Genomic DNA, 16,224 nt, shown 5'->3' with positions numbered 1-16,224 from the left:
ATCGCGTCGGCTCAGCCGAGCGAGCGCTCGAGCAGCACGGCGAGCTCGTCGAGGTCGAGGAAGTTGCGCACCTCGACGATCTCGGCGTAGTTGCGCCCGATCGCCCGGCGCACCGCCGCTGCGAGTTCGGTGGACGTCAGGATGACCTGCGCGTCGCTCGCCGCGCGGGCGACCCCGTCGAGGTCGCTCGCGCTCACCTCGGCGTCGATGCCGAGCCGCTCGAGCACGCGCTCGGCGTTGACCTTGAGGATCGCCGAGGTGCCGATCCCGGCGCCGCAGACCGCGACGATCCTCATCGCCGGGCCTCCAGCCCGAGGATGGCCCGCACCTCGTCGGCGCGTTCCGCCGCGACGAGCCGATCGATCGCCTCGGGGTCGTTGAAGGCGTTCGCGAGGGCGGCGACGCTCGCGACGTGCTCCTCGGCGTTCGCGACGGCGAGGCCGACGATCACGCGCACCGGGTCGTTGTGCGGGTGCCCGAACGCGACCGGCTCGGCGAGGGTGACGACGGCGAGCCCCTCGTGCAGCACGTCGGGGCCCGGCCGGGCGTGGGCGAGCGCGAGGCCCGGCGCGATCACGACGTACGCGCCGAACTCGTCGATCACCGAGATCATCCGCTCGGCGTACTCGATGCGCACCGCGCCGGCTCGGGTGAGCGCACGGCCGGCCTCGCGCACGGCGGCGCGCCAGTCGGCGGCGTGCGCGCCGAGAGCGACGGCCTCGTCGGGGAGCGGCGGGAGGGTCACTGGCGGTTCCGTTTCACAGCCCGGGGCGTTCGTGGCGCGGCGGGCGGGTTGCGACGGGGTCGTCGCGGCCGGTCAGGCCTCGTCGAACCCGTCTTCGATCAGCTCGGCGAGCTCTTCGCGGTCGTCGAGCGGGAGGAAGGCGGCGGCCGCCGCGTTCAGCTGGAACGCCTCGAGGTCGTCGAGGTCGTAGCCGAAGGCGTCGGAGAGCAGGGCGAGCTCTCGCGTGAGCGAGGTGCCCGACTGCAGCCGGTTGTCGGTGTTCACGGTGACCCGGAAGCCGAGCTGGTACAACAGGTCGAAGGGGTGGTCGACGAGCTCGTCGCCCCACGCCGCGATCGCGCCGGTCTGCAGGTTCGAGGACGGGCTCGTCTCGAGGGCGATCTCGCGATCGCGCACCCACTGGGCGAGCTGGCCGAGCGAGACGTAGGTGTTCTCGTCGTCCTGCCGCTCGATGACGAGGTCTTCCGCGAGGCGCACGCCGTGCCCGAGCCGGAGCGCGCGGCCGTCGACGAGGGCGCTGCGGATGGAGTCGAGGCCGTCGGCCTCGCCCGCGTGCACCGTCACCGGCAGGAACTGCCCGGCGAGGTAGTCGAAGGCGGTGCGGTGCCGGCTCGGCAGGAAGCCCGCCTCGGCGCCCGCGATGTCGAAGCCGACGACGCCGCGGTCGCGGTGGCGCACGGCGAGCTCGGCGATCTCGAGGCCGCGGTCGGCGTGGCGCATCGCGGTGATGAGCTGGCCGATGCGGATGCCCCGGCCCTGGTGCCTGGCGTCGTCGATGCCCTGCTCGATGCCCGCCTGCACGGCCTCGACCGCCTCGTCGAGGGTGAGGCCCCTCGTGAGGTGCTGCTCGGGCGCCCAGCGCAGCTCACCGTAGATGACGCCGTCGGCGGCGAGGTCCTGCACGGACTCGCGGGCGACGCGCGTGAGGCCCTCGCGGGTCTGCATGACCGCCGTGGTGAGCTCGAAGGTCTTCAGGTACTCGACGAGCGAGCCGGAGTTCGACTGGGTGGAGAACCACTCGGCGAGACCGTCCGCGTCGGTGGCGGGCACGTCGAGGTCGATCTCCTCGGCGAGCTCGATGAGGCTCTGCGGGCGCAGTCCTCCGTCGAGATGATCGTGCAGGCTGACCTTGGGCAGGCGCCGCAGCTCGATGCCGTCGCCCTCGAGGCGGTACTCAGTCGTGTCCACGTGACAACGATAGCCGGTCGCAACTCAGGAACATCTGCCGAATACGGCGAACGCCGCGTCGCGGCATCCCTCGATTCCCGGGGATGCCGCGCGCGACGTTCCTGAGTTGTGCGAAGCGGCGCGGCGTCAGCGGCCGACGCGGTCGGCGATCAGCGGACCGCCGTCCTGCACGGGCTCGCCCGCGTCGCCGATCCGCCAGGCGCCCTCGACCGCCTCGAGGGCCCGGGCGAAGCGCTCCGGCTCGTCGGCCGAGAGGGTGAACAGCGGCTGTCCGGCGCGCACCTCGTCGCCGGGCTTCGCGTGCAGCTCGATGCCCGCGGCGTGCTGCACGGGGTCCTGCTTGCGGGCGCGTCCCGCGCCGAGCCGCCACGCGGCGATGCCGAAGGGCAGCGCGTGCTGCTCCACGAGGACGCCATCGCGGTCGGCCGTGACGACGTGGTGCTCGCGGGCGACGGGCAGCTCGGCATCCGGGTCGCCGCCCTGCGCCGCGATCGCGCGACGCCAGGTGTCCATGGCCCGGCCGTCGTCCAGGGCGCCTTCGACGTCCTCGCCGTCGCGCCCGGCCAGGGCGAGCATCTCGCGGGCGAGCGCGATCGTGAGCTCCCGCACGTCGGCGGGGCCGCCGCCGGCGAGCACCTCGACCGACTCGCGCACCTCGTTCGCGTTGCCGATCGTGCGGCCGAGCGGCACGTTCATGTTGGTGAGCAGGGCGCTCGTCGCGACGCCGGCGTCCTCGCCGAGCTCGACCATGGTGCGGGCGAGCTCCCGGGAGCGCTCGATGTCCTGCAGGAACGCGCCGGAGCCGAACTTCACGTCGAGCACGAGCGCGCTCGTGCCCTCCGCGATCTTCTTCGACATGATCGAGGAGGCGATGAGCGGGATCGCCTCGACGGTGCCGGTGATGTCGCGCAGCGCGTACAGCTTCTTGTCGGCGGGGGCGAGCCCGGCGCCGGCGGCGCAGATCACGCCGCCCACGTCGCGCAGCTGCGCGAACATCTCGTCGTTCGTGATCTCGGCGCGCCAGCCCGGGATCGATTCGAGCTTGTCGAGGGTGCCGCCGGTGTGGCCGAGACCGCGGCCCGAGAGCTGCGGCACCGCGACGCCGAAGGTCGCGACCAGGGGCATGAGCGGCAGGGTGATCTTGTCGCCGACGCCGCCGGTGGAGTGCTTGTCGCTCGTGGGCTTGCCGAGCCCCGAGAAGTCCATCCGCTCCCCCGAGGCGATCATCGCCATCGTGAGGTCGCGGATCTCGCGACGGCTCATCCCGTTCAGGAAGATCGCCATCGTCATCGCCGACATCTGCTCGTCGGCGACGTAACCGCGCGTGTACGCCTCGACGAGCCACTCGATCTCGGTGGTCGTGAGCTCGCGCCGATCGCGCTTCGCCCGGATCAGGTCGACGGCGTCGAAGACCTCGACTGCGGCCATGGTCATGCTCCCTTGCTCGGGTCCGCGGACTGGTCCGCCTCGCCCCGGTAGACGGCGAGGGTGCGCGGACCGAACGCGTCCGGCAGCACCTCGTCGATGGTCTTGAAACCGGAGACGGTGTCGAGCACCATCCCCTCCGCCGAGTGCTCGAAGAGCAGCTGGCGGCAGCGGCCGCACGGCATCAGCGTCTCGCCGTGCCCGTCGACGCACGCGAAGGCGACGAGCTTGCCGCCGCCCGACATGACGAGGGCGGAGACGAGCGAGCACTCGGCGCAGAGCGTGACGCCGTAGGAGGCGTTCTCCACGTTGCAGCCGGAGACCACCCGGCCGTCGTCGACGATCGCGGCGGCGCCCACGGGGTACTGCGAGTACGGCACGTACGCCTTCGCCATCGCGTCGCGGGCCCGCTCCCGCAGGAGCCCCCAGTCGATCTCGTCGGTTCGGGTCATGGTGCTCCCCTTTCCGGGCAGTGCTTGGCGGTTGGAACGGCCGGAGGGATGCGGCGACGCGCGCCGGCCGGATGGAACGCCGGAGGCCCCGCGCGGGCTGGCCGCACGAGGCCTCCGGATGCGTCGCTCAGGACTTTATGTAGGGTTTGCCCGCTGCGGCCGGCCCGCGCACCTTCCCGACGAGACCGGCGACGGCGATGATCGTGACGAGGTACGGCAGCATCAGCATGAACTCGCTCGGCACCGGCGAGCCGATCACCGAGAGCGTGTTCTGCAGGTTCGACGCGAAGCCGAACAGCAGCGCCGCGAGCGTCGCCCTGATCGGGTCCCAGCCACCGAAGATCACCGCGGCGAGAGCGATGAAGCCCGCGCCCGCCGTCATCTCCTTGTTGAAGGCGATGCCGGAGCCGATCGTGAAGAACGTGCCGCCGAGGCCGGCGATGGTGCCGGCGAGGGCGACGTTCCAGAACCGGGTGCGGTTCACGTTGATGCCCACCGTGTCGGCCGCCTGCGGGTGCTCGCCGACCGCGCGGAGCCGCAGGCCCCAGCGGGTCTTGAAGAGCCCGATGAAGACGACGATCACCGCGACGTACATCAGGTAGACGATGAGCGTCTGGCGGAACAGCACCGGCCCGATGATCGGGATCTCGCTGAGCAGCGGGATCGGCAGCCGCGGGAACCGGGGCGGGGAGTTCAGCACGGCCGCGTTCGGGGCGAGCACCTGCGAGAAGAAGAAGCTCGTGAGGCCCGTGACGAGCACGTTCAGCACGACACCGACGATGACCTGGTCGACGAAGTACTTGATGGCGAAGGCCGCGAGCACCATGCCGACGAGCGCGCCGGCGATCATCGCGCCGATGACGCCCGCGAGGAGCGCGAGGCCCATGGACCCCGTCGAGCTCATCACCACGGAGGCGGTGACCGCCGAGGTGAACGCGCCGGCGAGCAGCTGCCCCTCGATGCCGATGTTGATGACGCCGACCCGCTCGCCGATGACGCCGGTCAGCGCACCGAAGATCAGCGGCACCGCGAGGCTCAGCGAGCCGTAGAGCAGGTTGATCATCGGCAGCATCGCCCCGGCGCCGGCCCAGGTCAGGAAGCCGAACAGGAACACGATCGCGAAGACGACGATGAGCCAGAGCGGCACCCGGCGCTTCTGCGTGACGAGCCAGACGGAGAACGCCGTCGCGAGCAGCAGCAGCACCACGACGACCCACAGGGCCGGCATCGCCGGCACCGAGATGTTCGCGATGATGATCGCGTCCTTGTCGGAGGCGTTCAGCCGGTACGTCGTGTCGCCCTCGCGCGGGGCGAAGACGGCGAGCGCGAGCGCGGCCAGCGTGAACACGGCGAAGGCGATGGGCGCCTTCCAGCTCGTGACGACCGTGGTGGCCAGTGCGTCGGGCTGCGGTGAGACCTGGTGGTGTTCGGTCACGGTGGTCACTTCGCCGTCACCTCCTTCGTCACGATCGGCCGGGGTCGCTTCGGACCTCGGCTCGGGTCGGGCAGGCGGAAGATCGTGCGGACGAGCGGCGGCGCCGCGATGAACAGCACGATGAGGGACTGGACGACGAGCACGATGTCGACCGGCACGCCCTCGGCGGCCTGCATCGAGTAGCCGCCGGCCTTGAAGGCGCCGAACAGCAGGCCCGCGGCGAAGATGCCCCACGGGGTGGAGCGGCCGAGGAGCGCCACGGTGATCGCGTCGAAGCCCACGCCCGCGTCGATGCCGGCGGTGAAGCCAGTCGTCACGGTGCCGAGCACCTGGTTCACGCCGGCGAGGCCGAGCAGCGCCCCCGAGATGAGCATCGCGTAGACGTAGATCGAGGGCACGTTGATGCCGGCCACGCGCGCCGCGTTCGGGTTCTCGCCGACCGCGCGGAAGCGGAAGCCGAGGCTCGAGCGGCTGAGGATCCACCAGACGAGCACGGTCGCGGCGAGGACGATGACGAAGCCGAGGTGCAGGTTGTAGCCGTACTCCTTCAGGTTCCAGAAGATCGCCGTGTCCTTCATCGGCGGTGTCTTCGGGTTGGAGGAGCCGGGCGCCTGCAGCAGGCCGGGCGTGCGCAGCAGCCACGACACCAGGTAGAAGGCGACGAAGTTCAGCATGATCGTCACGATGACCTCGTGCGCGCCCGTCTTGGCCTTCAGCAGACCGGCGATGCCGCCCCAGAGCGCACCGCCGAGCAGGCCGCCGACGAGGGCGACGAGCATGTGCAGGCCCCACGGCAACTCGAAGCCGAAGGCGAGCCATCCGGCGACCGAGGCGGCGATCAGCATCTGGCCGCGGCCGCCGATGTTGAACATGCCGACGCGGAAGGCGAGGCCCACGCCGAGGCCGCCGGCGATCAGCGGCGTCGCGAAGGTCAGGGTCTCCGTCAGCGGCTTGATGCCGGCAGCGAAGCTGTCGCGGCGGAAGTTGTAGATCGAGCCCTGGAAGAGTGCCGAGTACGCGCCCGACACCGACTGCCAGATGGCGGCGAAGGTGTCGCCCGGGCGGGCGAAGAAGTAGCCGGCCGCCTTCTGCACGTCCTCGTCGGTGAACGCGATCATGATCGCGCCGACGACGAGGGCGAGCAGCACCGAGAGCACCGAGATGAGCGCGTTGCCGGTGGTGATCTTCTGGAACGTCTGGTGCCAGCGCGAGGGCTCCGGCGCCTGCGCGGGCACCGTCGTGGTGTCCCTCGGCGTCGTGCTGGTCTGGGGCTGGGGCTCGCTCACGCTGCGGCTCCTTCGGGCTGTTCGCCGGCCATCATGAGGCCGAGCACGTCACGGGGGGTGGTGCCGGGCACGATGCCGACCACGCGACCGCGGTACATCACCATGATGCGGTCGGCGAGCGCGACGACCTCGTCGAGCTCGGTCGACACGACGACGACGGGGACCCCGCTGTCGCGCGTCTCGACGATCCGCTTGTGGATGAACTCGATCGAGCCGACGTCGACGCCGCGGGTCGGCTGGGCGGCGACCAGCAGCGAGAGCTCGCGGCTGAGCTCGCGCGCCAGGACGACCTTCTGCGCGTTGCCGCCGGAGAGCTGGCGCACCTGCTCGTCGATGCCCTGGGTGCGGACGTCGAACTCCTTGACCTTCTCGCGCGCGAACTCGGCGAGCGTGCCGCGCTGAATGGTGCCCGCCTTCACGAAGGGGGCGCCGGCGGAGCGGTCGAGCATGAGATTCTCGGCGATCGTGAACGCGCCGACCAGGCCGTCCTCGTTGCGGTCCTCGGGGACGAAGCCGACGCCTTCGTCGAGGATCCGCTGGACGCTCGCGGTCGTGAGCTCCTCGCCGTTCAGGCGGATCGATCCGTGCACCCGGGGCTGGAGGCCCACGAGCGCTTCGGTGAGCTCGGTCTGGCCGTTGCCCTGCACGCCTGCGATCGCGAGGATCTCGCCCTTGCGCACCTCGAAGCTGACGTCGTTGACGACGAGCTGGCCGATGTGGTCGACGACGGTGAGGCCCTCGACGACGAGCGCCTCGTCGCCGAGCTGCGGCGGGTTCTTGTGCACGGTCAGCTCGACCGCGCGGCCGACCATGAGCGAGGCCAGCTCGGTGTTCGACGCGGTCGGGGATGCCTCGCCGACGACCTTGCCGAGGCGGATGACCGTGATGCGGTCGGCGACCTCGCGCACCTCGCGGAGCTTGTGGGTGATGAAGACGATGGAGGTGCCCGCGTCGCGCAGCTGACGCATGATCTGCATCAGCTCGTCGGTCTCCTGCGGGGTGAGCACGGCGGTCGGCTCGTCGAACACGAGCACGCGGGCGTCGCGCGAGAGGGCCTTGATGATCTCCACGCGCTGCTGCACGCCGACCGGGAGCTCGTCGACGAGGGCGTCGGGGTCGACGTCGAACCCGAAGCGCTGGCTGATCTCGCGCACCTTCGCGCGGGCCGCATTCAGGTCGAGGAACACCCCGCCCTTGGTCGCCTCGTTGCCGAGCATGACGTTCTCGGCGACGGTGAAGACGGGGATGAGCATGAAGTGCTGGTGCACCATGCCGATGCCGGCGGCCATGGCGTCGCCGGGGCCCGAGAAGTGCTGGACGACGTCGTCGAGCAGGATCTCGCCCTCGTCGGCCTGGTACAGGCCGTAGAGCACGTTCATCAGCGTCGACTTGCCTGCACCGTTCTCACCGAGCAGGCAATGGATCTCGCCGGCCTCCACGGTGAGGTCGATGTGGTCGTTCGCGACCAGGCTGCCGAACCGCTTCGTGATTCCGCGAAGTTCGAGCTTCATGTCCTTGATCCTAGTGAGCGGGCAGCATCTGCAGCAGATGCTGCGCCGATGTTGGGGCGGGGGGAAGGGGGCCGCTCAAATGTTGCGGCGCGCGCGCCCTCGCGCGCAGCGCGGGAAGCAGATCGGGGAGGCCGGCGTACCGACCTCCCCGATCATGGCTGCCTCGACTTAGCCGGCGAGGTAGGACTCGACCTTGACGTCGCCCGAGATGATCTTCGCCTTCAGGTCGTCGAGCTCGCCCTGCAGCGAGGACGAGACCTTCGACTCGAAGTCGTGGAACGGCGCCATGCCGACGCCGTCGTTCTCCAGCGTGCCGACGTACGGGGTCGCGTCGAAGTCACCCTTGCCCGCGGCGAGGACCGAGTCGTACGTCGCGACGTCGATGCCCTTGAGGATCGAGGTGAGGATGAGGTCGGCGACCGAGGGGTCGGTCTGGGTGAGGTCGGCGTCGACGCCCACCATCGCGATGTCACGACCGGAGTCGCGCACCGCCGCGGCGCCCGACTGGTAGATCGGGCCGCCGACGGGCAGCAGCACGTCGATGTTCTGGTCGATCAGCGCCTGCGCGGTCTGGCGAGCGGTGTCGTTCGCCTCGAAGCCGCCGGTGAAGGAGCCGTCCTGTGCGGCGCGGTCCCAGCCGACGACCTTGACGGCCTTGCCCTTCTCCTTGGCGTAGTAGTCGACGCCCTGGGCGAAGCCGTCCATGAAGATCGAGACGGTGGGGAAGTTCATGCCGCCGTAGGTGCCGACGACGTTCGTCTTCGTGTAGTCGGCCGAGGCGTAGCCCGCGAGGAACGCTGCCTGCGCGGTGTCGAAGAGGATCGGCTTGATGTTCTCGGCGTCGGTCTTGCCGTCGAAGTCGTTGTCGGCCGCGTCGTCGATGATGACGTACTCGACATCGGGGTTCGCGGTGGCCGACTCGACGGTCGCCGCGGAGAGCGCGAAGCCGACCGTGACGATGAGGTCGCAGCCCTGGTCGACGAGGCTCGTCAGGTTCGGCGCGTACTCGGTCTCGTCCTTCGACTCGACCGTCTTGACCTCGACGCCGAGCTCGTCGGCCGCCTTGGTGATGCCCTCGAAGCCGAGCTGGTTGAAGGACTTGTCGTCGAAGCCGCCGGCGTCCGAGACCATGCAGGGCAGGAAGTCGATCGCCTCGCCGCTGCTCGAACCGCCCTCGTCGGGGGCCGAGGCGCAGCCGGCGAGCAGCGCCGCGCTGCTGAGCAGCGCGAGGCCGCCGAGCGCGGCCTTCTTGGTCGTGACCTTCACAGTGTCCTCCAAAGACGTGAGAGGCCCCCGCCTTCTCGCAGGGGGCTGATCGTCGTTACGTTACCGAATGTTGCGCCGGATGCCTCGGGCGCGAAGAGCCGCAGCGTCAATGGTTATCAAGACGCGACATTCTGCTCATATGAGCACGGCTCTCGAACGGGATTGGTCCCCTGAGCCTGTCGAAGGGAGTGGTCCCCTGAGCCCGTCGAAGGGGAGCCCGTCGAGGGGAGCGGCCCCCTGAGCCTGTCGAAGGGGAACCCCAGTGATCTCACCCCGCGTCCTCCCTCTGGCGCCCACGTGCCAACCCCGGAAGTTCCGCACCGCGCCCCTCGATGAGCGCGAGCTTCTTCGCCCTCCCCCACCCCTGCACCTGCTTCTCCCGCTCGTAGGCCTGCGCGACGGTCGGCCATTCCTCGCAGTAGACGAGCGTGACCGGTCGATGACGGCGGGTGAAGTTCGCCCCGAGGCCGGCGTTGTGCTCGGCAACGCGGAACTCGACATCGCCGTTGGTCGAGCCCGTGTAGAAGGCGCCGCCGGTGCAGCGGACGATGTACATCCAAGGCATGCGTCGATCGTGGCCGGGAGCGGGGACGTTGCGGTAGCGGATGAGCGAAGTTGGGGAACAACGAGTCTCGGACGGCCTCTGGGGAGGACGGGCACCCTTCGACAAGCTCAGGGAACCAGCCCCTTCGACAAGCTCAGGGAACCAGCCCCTTCGACAAGCTCAGGGGACCAGCCCCTTCGACGAGCTCAGGGGACCAAGCCCTTCGACAAGCTCAGGAGACCATCCCTTCGACAAGCTCAGGGGGCCAAGCCCTTCGACAGGCTCCCTTCGACAAGCTCAGGGGACCAGCTCAGGGGGCGCTCGGCGAGGTGATCTCGAGCTCGCCGGAGATGACCTGCTGGCGCAGCCCGTCGATCTCGGCGTCCAGTTCCGCGCTCACGAGCGGCGCGAGGTCGTGGTACGGCGCGATCTCGACCCCGCCGTTCTCGAGCGTGCCGATGTACGGCTCGTTCGTGAACGAGTCGTCGAGCACCTCGCCGACGATCTGCACCATGGCGTCCTGGGTGTTCTTCAGCACGCTCGTGAGGATGACCGGCCGGTACTGCGCGGCGAGCGTCTCGTAGCCGTCGCTGTCCACCCAGATCACGGAGATCCCCTCGCGCTCGACGGCGGCCGCGGTGGCGCCCTCGCCGACCTGGCCGGCAACCGGGAGGATCACGTCGGCGCCCTGGTCGATGAAGCCCTCGGTGAGCGCCTTGCCCTTGTTGATGTCCTCGAAGTCGCCGGTGAACGCGCCGTCCTGCGCCGCCTTGTCCCAGCCGAGCAGCCGCACCGTCGCGCCGTGCACCTCGTTGTACTTGGCGACGCCGTCGGCGAAGCCGTCCATGAACAGCGTCACGGGCGGCTGGTTGCCACCGCCGAAGGTCGCGACCACCCCGGTCTTCGAGACCCCGGCCGCGAGGTAGCCGGCGAGGTAGGCGGCCTGCGCAGTGTCGAACACGACGGGCTTGATGTTCTCGCCCTCGACGGTCTCGTCGACGATCGCGAAGGCGAGGTCGGGGTTCTTGCCGGCCTGGTCCGTCGTGGCCTCGGCGAGCTCCCAGCCGACCGTCACGACGAGGCCGCAGCCGCTGTCGACCGCCTGCTGCACGTTCGGGGCGAGGTCGGTCTCGCCGGTCGAGACGATCGCCTCGGCGTCGATGCCGTACTCGGACTCCGCCTGCTGCAGCCCCTCCCAGCTCGACTGGTTGAACGAGCGGTCCTCCAGCCCCCCGGAGTTCGTCACCATGCGCACGCACGCCTCGCTCTGCGTGGCGCCGTCGCCGGCGGGCGCGGGCGCGCACGCCACGAGGGCGATGGATGCCGCGGCCAGCACGGCGCCGAATCCGAACCGAGTGCGTCGGGTCATCCGCCCGCCTCCCCTTCTTTCGCGCCCCGAGGGGCCCGGCTGCCCTGCCCGGACGGGCTAGAGCACGTCGCTCGAGCCGCCGAGCCGCAGGGCGTCGACGACCGCTTTCACCCGCTGGGCGTGCTCGCTCGTGGTGACGAGCAGCGCGTCGGGGGTGTCCACGACGACGATATCGTGCACGCCGATGAGGCTGATGACGCGCTTGGAGCGGCTCACGACGATGCCGCTCGAGGCGTCGGCGAGCACCCGCGCGCCCTCGCCGAGGATCGCGAGCTCGCCGGAGCGACCGGCGGTGTTCAGCTTCGCGAGCGAGGCGAAGTCGCCCACGTCGTCCCACTGGAAGTGCCCGCGCACGACGGCGAGCCGTCCCGCCTCGGCGGCGGGCTCGGCGACCGAGTAGTCGATCGCGATCTTCTCGAGGTTCGGCCAGATGCGGTCGACGGCGGGCCCGCGGGTCGCGGGGTCGTCCCACGCGGCGGCGAGCTCGACGAGCCCGGCGTGCAGCTCGGGCTTGTTGCGCTCGATCTCGGCGAGCAGCTGGTCGGCTCGGGCGATGAACATGCCCGCGTTCCAGAGGTGCTTGCCGCCCGCGAGGTAGCGTTTCGCCGTCGCGAGGTCGGGCTTCTCGACGAAGCTCGACACGGCCTCGACGTCGTCGGCGCCCGACACCTCGAGTCGGTCGCCGCACTCGATGTAGCCGAAGCCGACCGCCGGCTCGGTCGGCGTGATGCCGATCGTGGCGATGTAGCCCGCGTCGGCGGCGGCGACCGCCTGCGCGACGGCGTGCTGGAAGAGGGCGTCGCCCGAGATGACGTGGTCGGCGGCGAAGGAGCCGACGATGACGCCCGGCTCGCGCCGTTCGAGGATGGCCGCGGCGAGGCCGATCGCTGCGGTGGAGTCGCGCGGCTCGCTCTCGAGCACGACGTTCTCGTCGGCGAGCTGCGGCAGTTGCGCCTCGACGGCGGCCCGGTGCGCGCGGCCCGTCACGACCATGACCCGCTGCTCGCCCGCGAGCGGCGCGAGCCGGTCCCAGGTGTCCTTCAGCAGGGTCTGCCCGGAACCGGTGAGGTCGTGCAGGAACTTCGGCGCATCGGCGCGGGAGAGCGGCCACAGACGGGAGCCGATGCCCCCGGCGGGGATCACCGCGTAGAACCGGTCGAGCTTCGCTGACATCAGCCCAGGATAGCCGGAGCGCTCGCCGCGGCGGCGAACGGCTAAGGCTCCCCTAACCCGCGTGTCGAGCGGCACGGGTCTAGACTCGGCACAGGGCGCACTGCGCCTCGACGCGCCCGCTCGTCACGGGCCGATCGTCACACAGCCAGGGAGGGTTGTTCATGCCAGAGTCCTCGGCAGGAACCCTGACCGCACCCGAAAAGCCGGCGAAGCAGAAGCCGGGCGGCACGCTGTATCGCGGCCGCGAGGGAATGTGGTCTTGGGTGCTGCACCGCATCACGGGTGTCGCCATTTTCTTCTTCCTGCTGGTGCACATCCTCGACACCGCGCTCGTCCGGGTCTCCCCCGAGGCGTACAACGCGGTGATCGGCACGTACCAGACCCCGATCATGGGCCTCGGCGAGGTCGCCCTCGTCGGCGCGATCGTGTTCCACGCCCTGAACGGCCTGCGCATCATCCTGGTCGACTTCTGGACCTGGGCCACGCGCCACCAGAAGGTGCTGTTCTGGATCGTCATCGCCCTCTGGGTCGTGACGATGCTCGCCTTCACCCCGCGCCACCTGATCAACGTCTTCAGCCACTGAGGAGTGCGAGCGTGACCACCATCGAAGCACCCCGCACCCCGGTCCGCCCCGCCCCCAAGCGCGGCGTGAACCTCGAGAAGTGGGGCTGGATCTACATGCGCGTCTCGGGCGTCGTGCTCATCGTGCTGATCTTCACCCACCTGTTCGTCAACCTCATGCTCGGCGACGGCGTCAAGGCAATCGACTTCGGCTTCGTCGGCGGCAAGTGGGCCGACCCGTTCTGGCAGTGGTGGGACGTCGCGATGCTCTGGCTCGCGCTCATCCACGGCGCGAACGGCATGCGCACCATCGTGAACGACTACACCAAGCCGGGCACGGCGCAGAAGCTGCTGAAGCTCGCGCTGTTCCTTGCCGCCGCCGTGCTCATCGTGCTCGGCACCCTCGTGGTCTTCACCTTCGACCCGTGCCCCGCCGGCGCCCCGGCGGACCTCCTCCCCTCGTTCTGCGCCGCCTAGGAGACACGTGACCAGCGAGACCCACGCCGAGACCAAGGTCGTCGACGGCGTTCACTACCACCAGTACGACATCGTCATCGTCGGTGCCGGCGGCGCCGGCATGCGGGCGGCCATCGAGGCCGGCCCGGGTGCGAAGACGGCCGTCATCTCGAAGCTCTACCCCACTCGCTCCCACACGGGCGCGGCGCAGGGCGGCATGGCCGCGGCGCTCGCGAACGTCGAGGAGGACTCGTGGGAGTGGCACACCTTCGACACGGTCAAGGGCGGCGACTACCTCGTCGACCAGGACGCGGCCGAGATCCTCGCCAAGGAGGCGATCGACGCCGTCATCGACCTCGAGAACATGGGCCTGCCGTTCAACCGCACGCCCGACGGCAAGATCGACCAGCGCCGCTTCGGCGGGCACACCCGCGACCACGGCAAGGCCCCGGTGCGCCGGGCCTGCTACGCCGCCGACCGCACCGGCCACATGATCCTGCAGACGCTGTTCCAGAACTGCGTGAAGCTCGGCATCGAGTTCTACAACGAGTACTACGCGCTCGACGTCATCATGACCGAGGTCGACGGGGTGCCCCAGCCCTCCGGCGTCGTCGCGTACGAGCTCGCGACCGGTGAGCTGCACGTCTTCCAGGCGAAGGCGATCATCTTCGCGACGGGCGGCTTCGGCAAGATCTTCAAGACCACGTCGAACGCCCACACCCTCACGGGCGACGGCGTCGGCATCATCTGGCGCAAGGGCCTGCCGCTCGAGGACATGGAGTTCTTCCAGTTCCACCCGACGGGCCTCGCCGGCCTCGGCATCCTCCTCACCGAGGGCGCCCGAGGCGAGGGCGCGATCCTCCGCAACGCCTCCGGCGAGCGGTTCATGGAGCGCTACGCCCCGACCATCAAGGACCTCGCGCCCCGCGACATCGTCGCGCGCTGCATGGTCCAGGAGGTCGCCGAGGGACGTGGCGCGGGCCCGCACAAGGACTACGTGCTGCTCGACTGCACCCACCTCGGCGCCGAGGTGCTCGAGACGAAGCTGCCCGACATCACGGAGTTCGCCCGCACCTATCTCGGCGTCGACCCGGTCTACGAGCCGGTCCCCGTGATGCCGACGGCGCACTACGCGATGGGCGGCATCCCGACCAACACCGACGCCGAGGTGCTGCGCGACAACACCACCGTCGTGCCCGGCCTCTACGCCGCCGGCGAATGCGCCTGCGTCTCGGTGCACGGCTCGAACCGCCTCGGCACCAACTCGCTGCTCGACATCAACGTCTTCGGCAAGCGCGCCGGTCGCAACGCGGTCGAGTACGTGAAGACGGTCGACTTCACCCCGCTCCCTGAGGACCCGGCCGCCGGCGTCCGCGAGATGCTCACGGGTCTGCGCGATTCGACGGGCACCGAGCGCATCGCGGCGATCCGCAAGGAGCTGCAGGACGAGATGGACCGCAACGCCCAGGTGTTCCGCACCGAGGAGTCGCTGACCCACGCTGCCGGCGTCGTCGCCGAGCTCCGCGAGCGCTACAAGCACGTCGCCGTGCAGGACAAGGGCAAGCGGTTCAACACCGATCTGCTCGAGGCCGTCGAGCTCGGCTTCCTGCTCGACCTCGCCGAGGTCGTCGTCACGAGCGCCCGCAACCGCAAGGAGAGCCGCGGCGGTCACATGCGCGACGACTACCCGAAGCGCGACGACGAGAACTTCATGCAGCACACGATGGCCTATCTGTCGGGCGACGCGCACTCGTCCGACGCGAGCGACCACATCCGGCTCGATTGGAAGCCGGTCGTCGTCACTCGTTACCAGCCGATGGAGAGGAAGTACTGAGGTGAGCACCGCTACGCTCGAGCACCCGCCGGCCGAGGCCGACGCCATCCAGTCGTTCACGGTGACCTTCCTGATCCGTCGATTCGACCCCGACGTGGACACCGAGCCGCGCTGGCAGGACTTCGACGTCGAGATGTACGCCACCGACCGCGTGCTCGACGCCCTGCACAAGATCAAGTGGGAGCAGGACGGCTCGCTGACGTTCCGCCGCTCGTGCGCCCACGGCATCTGCGGCTCCGACGCCATGCGCATCAACGGCCGCAACCGCCTCGCCTGCAAGACGCTGATCAAGGACCTCGACATCTCGAAGCCGATCTACGTCGAGGCGATCAAGGGCCTCCCCCTCGAGAAGGACCTGATCGTCGACATGGAGCCGTTCTTCGCGAGCTACCGCGAGGTGCAGCCGTTCCTGCAGGCCAACTCCACCCCGGAGCCCGGCAAGGAGCGCGTGCAGTCGGTCGCTCAGCGGGCGATCTTCGACGACACCACGAAGTGCATCCTCTGCGCCGCGTGCACGTCGAGCTGCCCGGTGTTCTGGACCGACGGCCAGTACTTCGGCCCCGCGGCGATCGTGAACGCGCACCGCTTCATCTTCGACTCGCGCGACGACGAGGCGAAGGTGCGCCTCGACATCCTGAACGACAAGGAGGGCGTGTGGCGCTGCCGCACGACCTTCAACTGCACCGAGGCGTGCCCCCGCGGCATCGAGGTGACGAAGGCGATCGCCGAGGTCAAGCAGGCGATCATGCGCGGCCGCCCCTAGCGGCTCCAGCACGGACGGCGGATGCCGCGGCGATTCGATCGCCGCGGCATCCGCCGTTTTCGTGTCAGCGTGTGCTCGGCACGCTCCAGCCCGGGATGCACTCACCTGGGATGCACTCACCCGGAATGCACTCACCCGGGCCGCTCTCGGGGGAAAGCGACCCGGGTGGGTGTTATGGGGAACGGGCCCGGAGCTCGGGATGGACTCCGGACCCG

General features: G+C 69.9%; 16 protein-coding genes. 4 read left to right on the top strand and 12 right to left on the bottom strand.

Translation table 11 applies throughout. The features are described 5' to 3' along the window. Positions 1-11: 11 nt before the first annotated feature. From ACFWE1_RS09250 to ACFWE1_RS09195, 12 genes are all read right to left on the bottom strand, one after another. Positions 12-296, bottom strand: coding sequence for a PTS sugar transporter subunit IIB (locus ACFWE1_RS09250; protein ID WP_376933185.1), 285 nt, complete (start codon positions 294-296; stop codon positions 12-14). Then, on the bottom strand, positions 293-745 hold the full coding sequence (locus tag ACFWE1_RS09245; protein WP_376933184.1) for a PTS sugar transporter subunit IIA: 453 nt from the start codon (positions 743-745) through the stop codon (positions 293-295). The genes ACFWE1_RS09250 and ACFWE1_RS09245 overlap by 4 nt, the downstream gene beginning before the upstream one ends. Positions 746-817: 72 nt before the next feature. Continuing rightward, positions 818-1,933 (bottom strand): adenosine deaminase, encoded by a 1,116-nt coding sequence (locus ACFWE1_RS09240; RefSeq protein WP_376933183.1) that lies wholly within the window; start codon positions 1,931-1,933, stop codon positions 818-820. Positions 1,934-2,059: 126 nt separating this feature from the next. Further along, the gene (locus tag ACFWE1_RS09235; protein WP_376933496.1) at positions 2,060-3,361 is read right to left on the bottom strand and encodes a thymidine phosphorylase; all 1,302 of its coding nucleotides are present in this window, start codon (positions 3,359-3,361) and stop codon (positions 2,060-2,062) included. Between the two features lie 2 nt (positions 3,362-3,363). After that, complete coding sequence (locus ACFWE1_RS09230) at positions 3,364-3,810, bottom strand: cytidine deaminase (RefSeq protein WP_376933182.1); 447 nt, start codon at positions 3,808-3,810, stop codon at positions 3,364-3,366. Between the two features lie 127 nt (positions 3,811-3,937). Beyond that, positions 3,938-5,254, bottom strand: a complete 1,317-nt coding sequence (locus tag ACFWE1_RS09225) for an ABC transporter permease (RefSeq protein WP_376933181.1) — start codon at positions 5,252-5,254, stop codon at positions 3,938-3,940. Next, positions 5,251-6,531, bottom strand: a complete 1,281-nt coding sequence (locus ACFWE1_RS09220) for an ABC transporter permease (RefSeq protein ID WP_376933180.1) — start codon at positions 6,529-6,531, stop codon at positions 5,251-5,253. The genes ACFWE1_RS09225 and ACFWE1_RS09220 overlap by 4 nt, the downstream gene beginning before the upstream one ends. Further along, complete coding sequence (locus tag ACFWE1_RS09215; RefSeq protein WP_376933179.1) at positions 6,528-8,042, bottom strand: ABC transporter ATP-binding protein; 1,515 nt, start codon at positions 8,040-8,042, stop codon at positions 6,528-6,530. The genes ACFWE1_RS09220 and ACFWE1_RS09215 overlap by 4 nt, the downstream gene beginning before the upstream one ends. Positions 8,043-8,210: 168 nt before the next feature. After that, positions 8,211-9,308 (bottom strand): BMP family protein, encoded by a 1,098-nt coding sequence (locus tag ACFWE1_RS09210; RefSeq protein ID WP_376933178.1) that lies wholly within the window; start codon positions 9,306-9,308, stop codon positions 8,211-8,213. 268 nt (positions 9,309-9,576) lie between these two features. Continuing rightward, positions 9,577-9,873, bottom strand: coding sequence for a GIY-YIG nuclease family protein (locus ACFWE1_RS09205; protein ID WP_376933177.1), 297 nt, complete (start codon positions 9,871-9,873; stop codon positions 9,577-9,579). Positions 9,874-10,162: 289 nt separating this feature from the next. Next, on the bottom strand, positions 10,163-11,221 hold the full coding sequence (locus tag ACFWE1_RS09200) for a BMP family protein (protein ID WP_376933176.1): 1,059 nt from the start codon (positions 11,219-11,221) through the stop codon (positions 10,163-10,165). Between the two features lie 57 nt (positions 11,222-11,278). After that, complete coding sequence (locus ACFWE1_RS09195) at positions 11,279-12,394, bottom strand: mannose-1-phosphate guanylyltransferase (protein WP_376933175.1); 1,116 nt, start codon at positions 12,392-12,394, stop codon at positions 11,279-11,281. Positions 12,395-12,555: 161 nt separating this feature from the next. Between ACFWE1_RS09195 and sdhC the strand changes: the two genes are divergently transcribed. Genes sdhC through ACFWE1_RS09175 form a run of 4 tightly spaced genes read left to right on the top strand, consistent with a single transcriptional unit; the run spans position 12,556 to position 16,009 of the window. Then, on the top strand, positions 12,556-12,978 hold the full coding sequence (sdhC, locus tag ACFWE1_RS09190; RefSeq protein WP_189086221.1) for a succinate dehydrogenase, cytochrome b556 subunit: 423 nt from the start codon (positions 12,556-12,558) through the stop codon (positions 12,976-12,978). An 11-nt stretch (positions 12,979-12,989) separates the two neighbouring features. Beyond that, a complete protein-coding gene (locus ACFWE1_RS09185; RefSeq protein WP_243568929.1) occupies positions 12,990-13,433 on the top strand; it encodes a succinate dehydrogenase hydrophobic membrane anchor subunit in 444 nt (147 codons plus the stop codon). Positions 13,434-13,440: 7 nt separating this feature from the next. After that, positions 13,441-15,246: a succinate dehydrogenase flavoprotein subunit gene (gene sdhA, locus ACFWE1_RS09180; RefSeq protein WP_376933174.1), complete on the top strand. Its 1,806-nt coding sequence runs from the start codon at positions 13,441-13,443 to the stop codon at positions 15,244-15,246. A gap of 1 nt (position 15,247) precedes the next feature. Beyond that, positions 15,248-16,009: a succinate dehydrogenase iron-sulfur subunit gene (locus ACFWE1_RS09175; RefSeq protein WP_251202258.1), complete on the top strand. Its 762-nt coding sequence runs from the start codon at positions 15,248-15,250 to the stop codon at positions 16,007-16,009. The last annotated feature ends 215 nt before the right edge of the window (positions 16,010-16,224 follow it).

Source organism: Agromyces sp. NPDC060279 (genome assembly GCF_042726785.1).
In the GTDB taxonomy this organism is placed as follows: Bacteria; Actinomycetota; Actinomycetes; order Actinomycetales; family Microbacteriaceae; genus Agromyces.
Note: the sequence above shows the minus strand (reverse complement) of the source record. Positions and strands in the feature narration are given on the sequence as shown.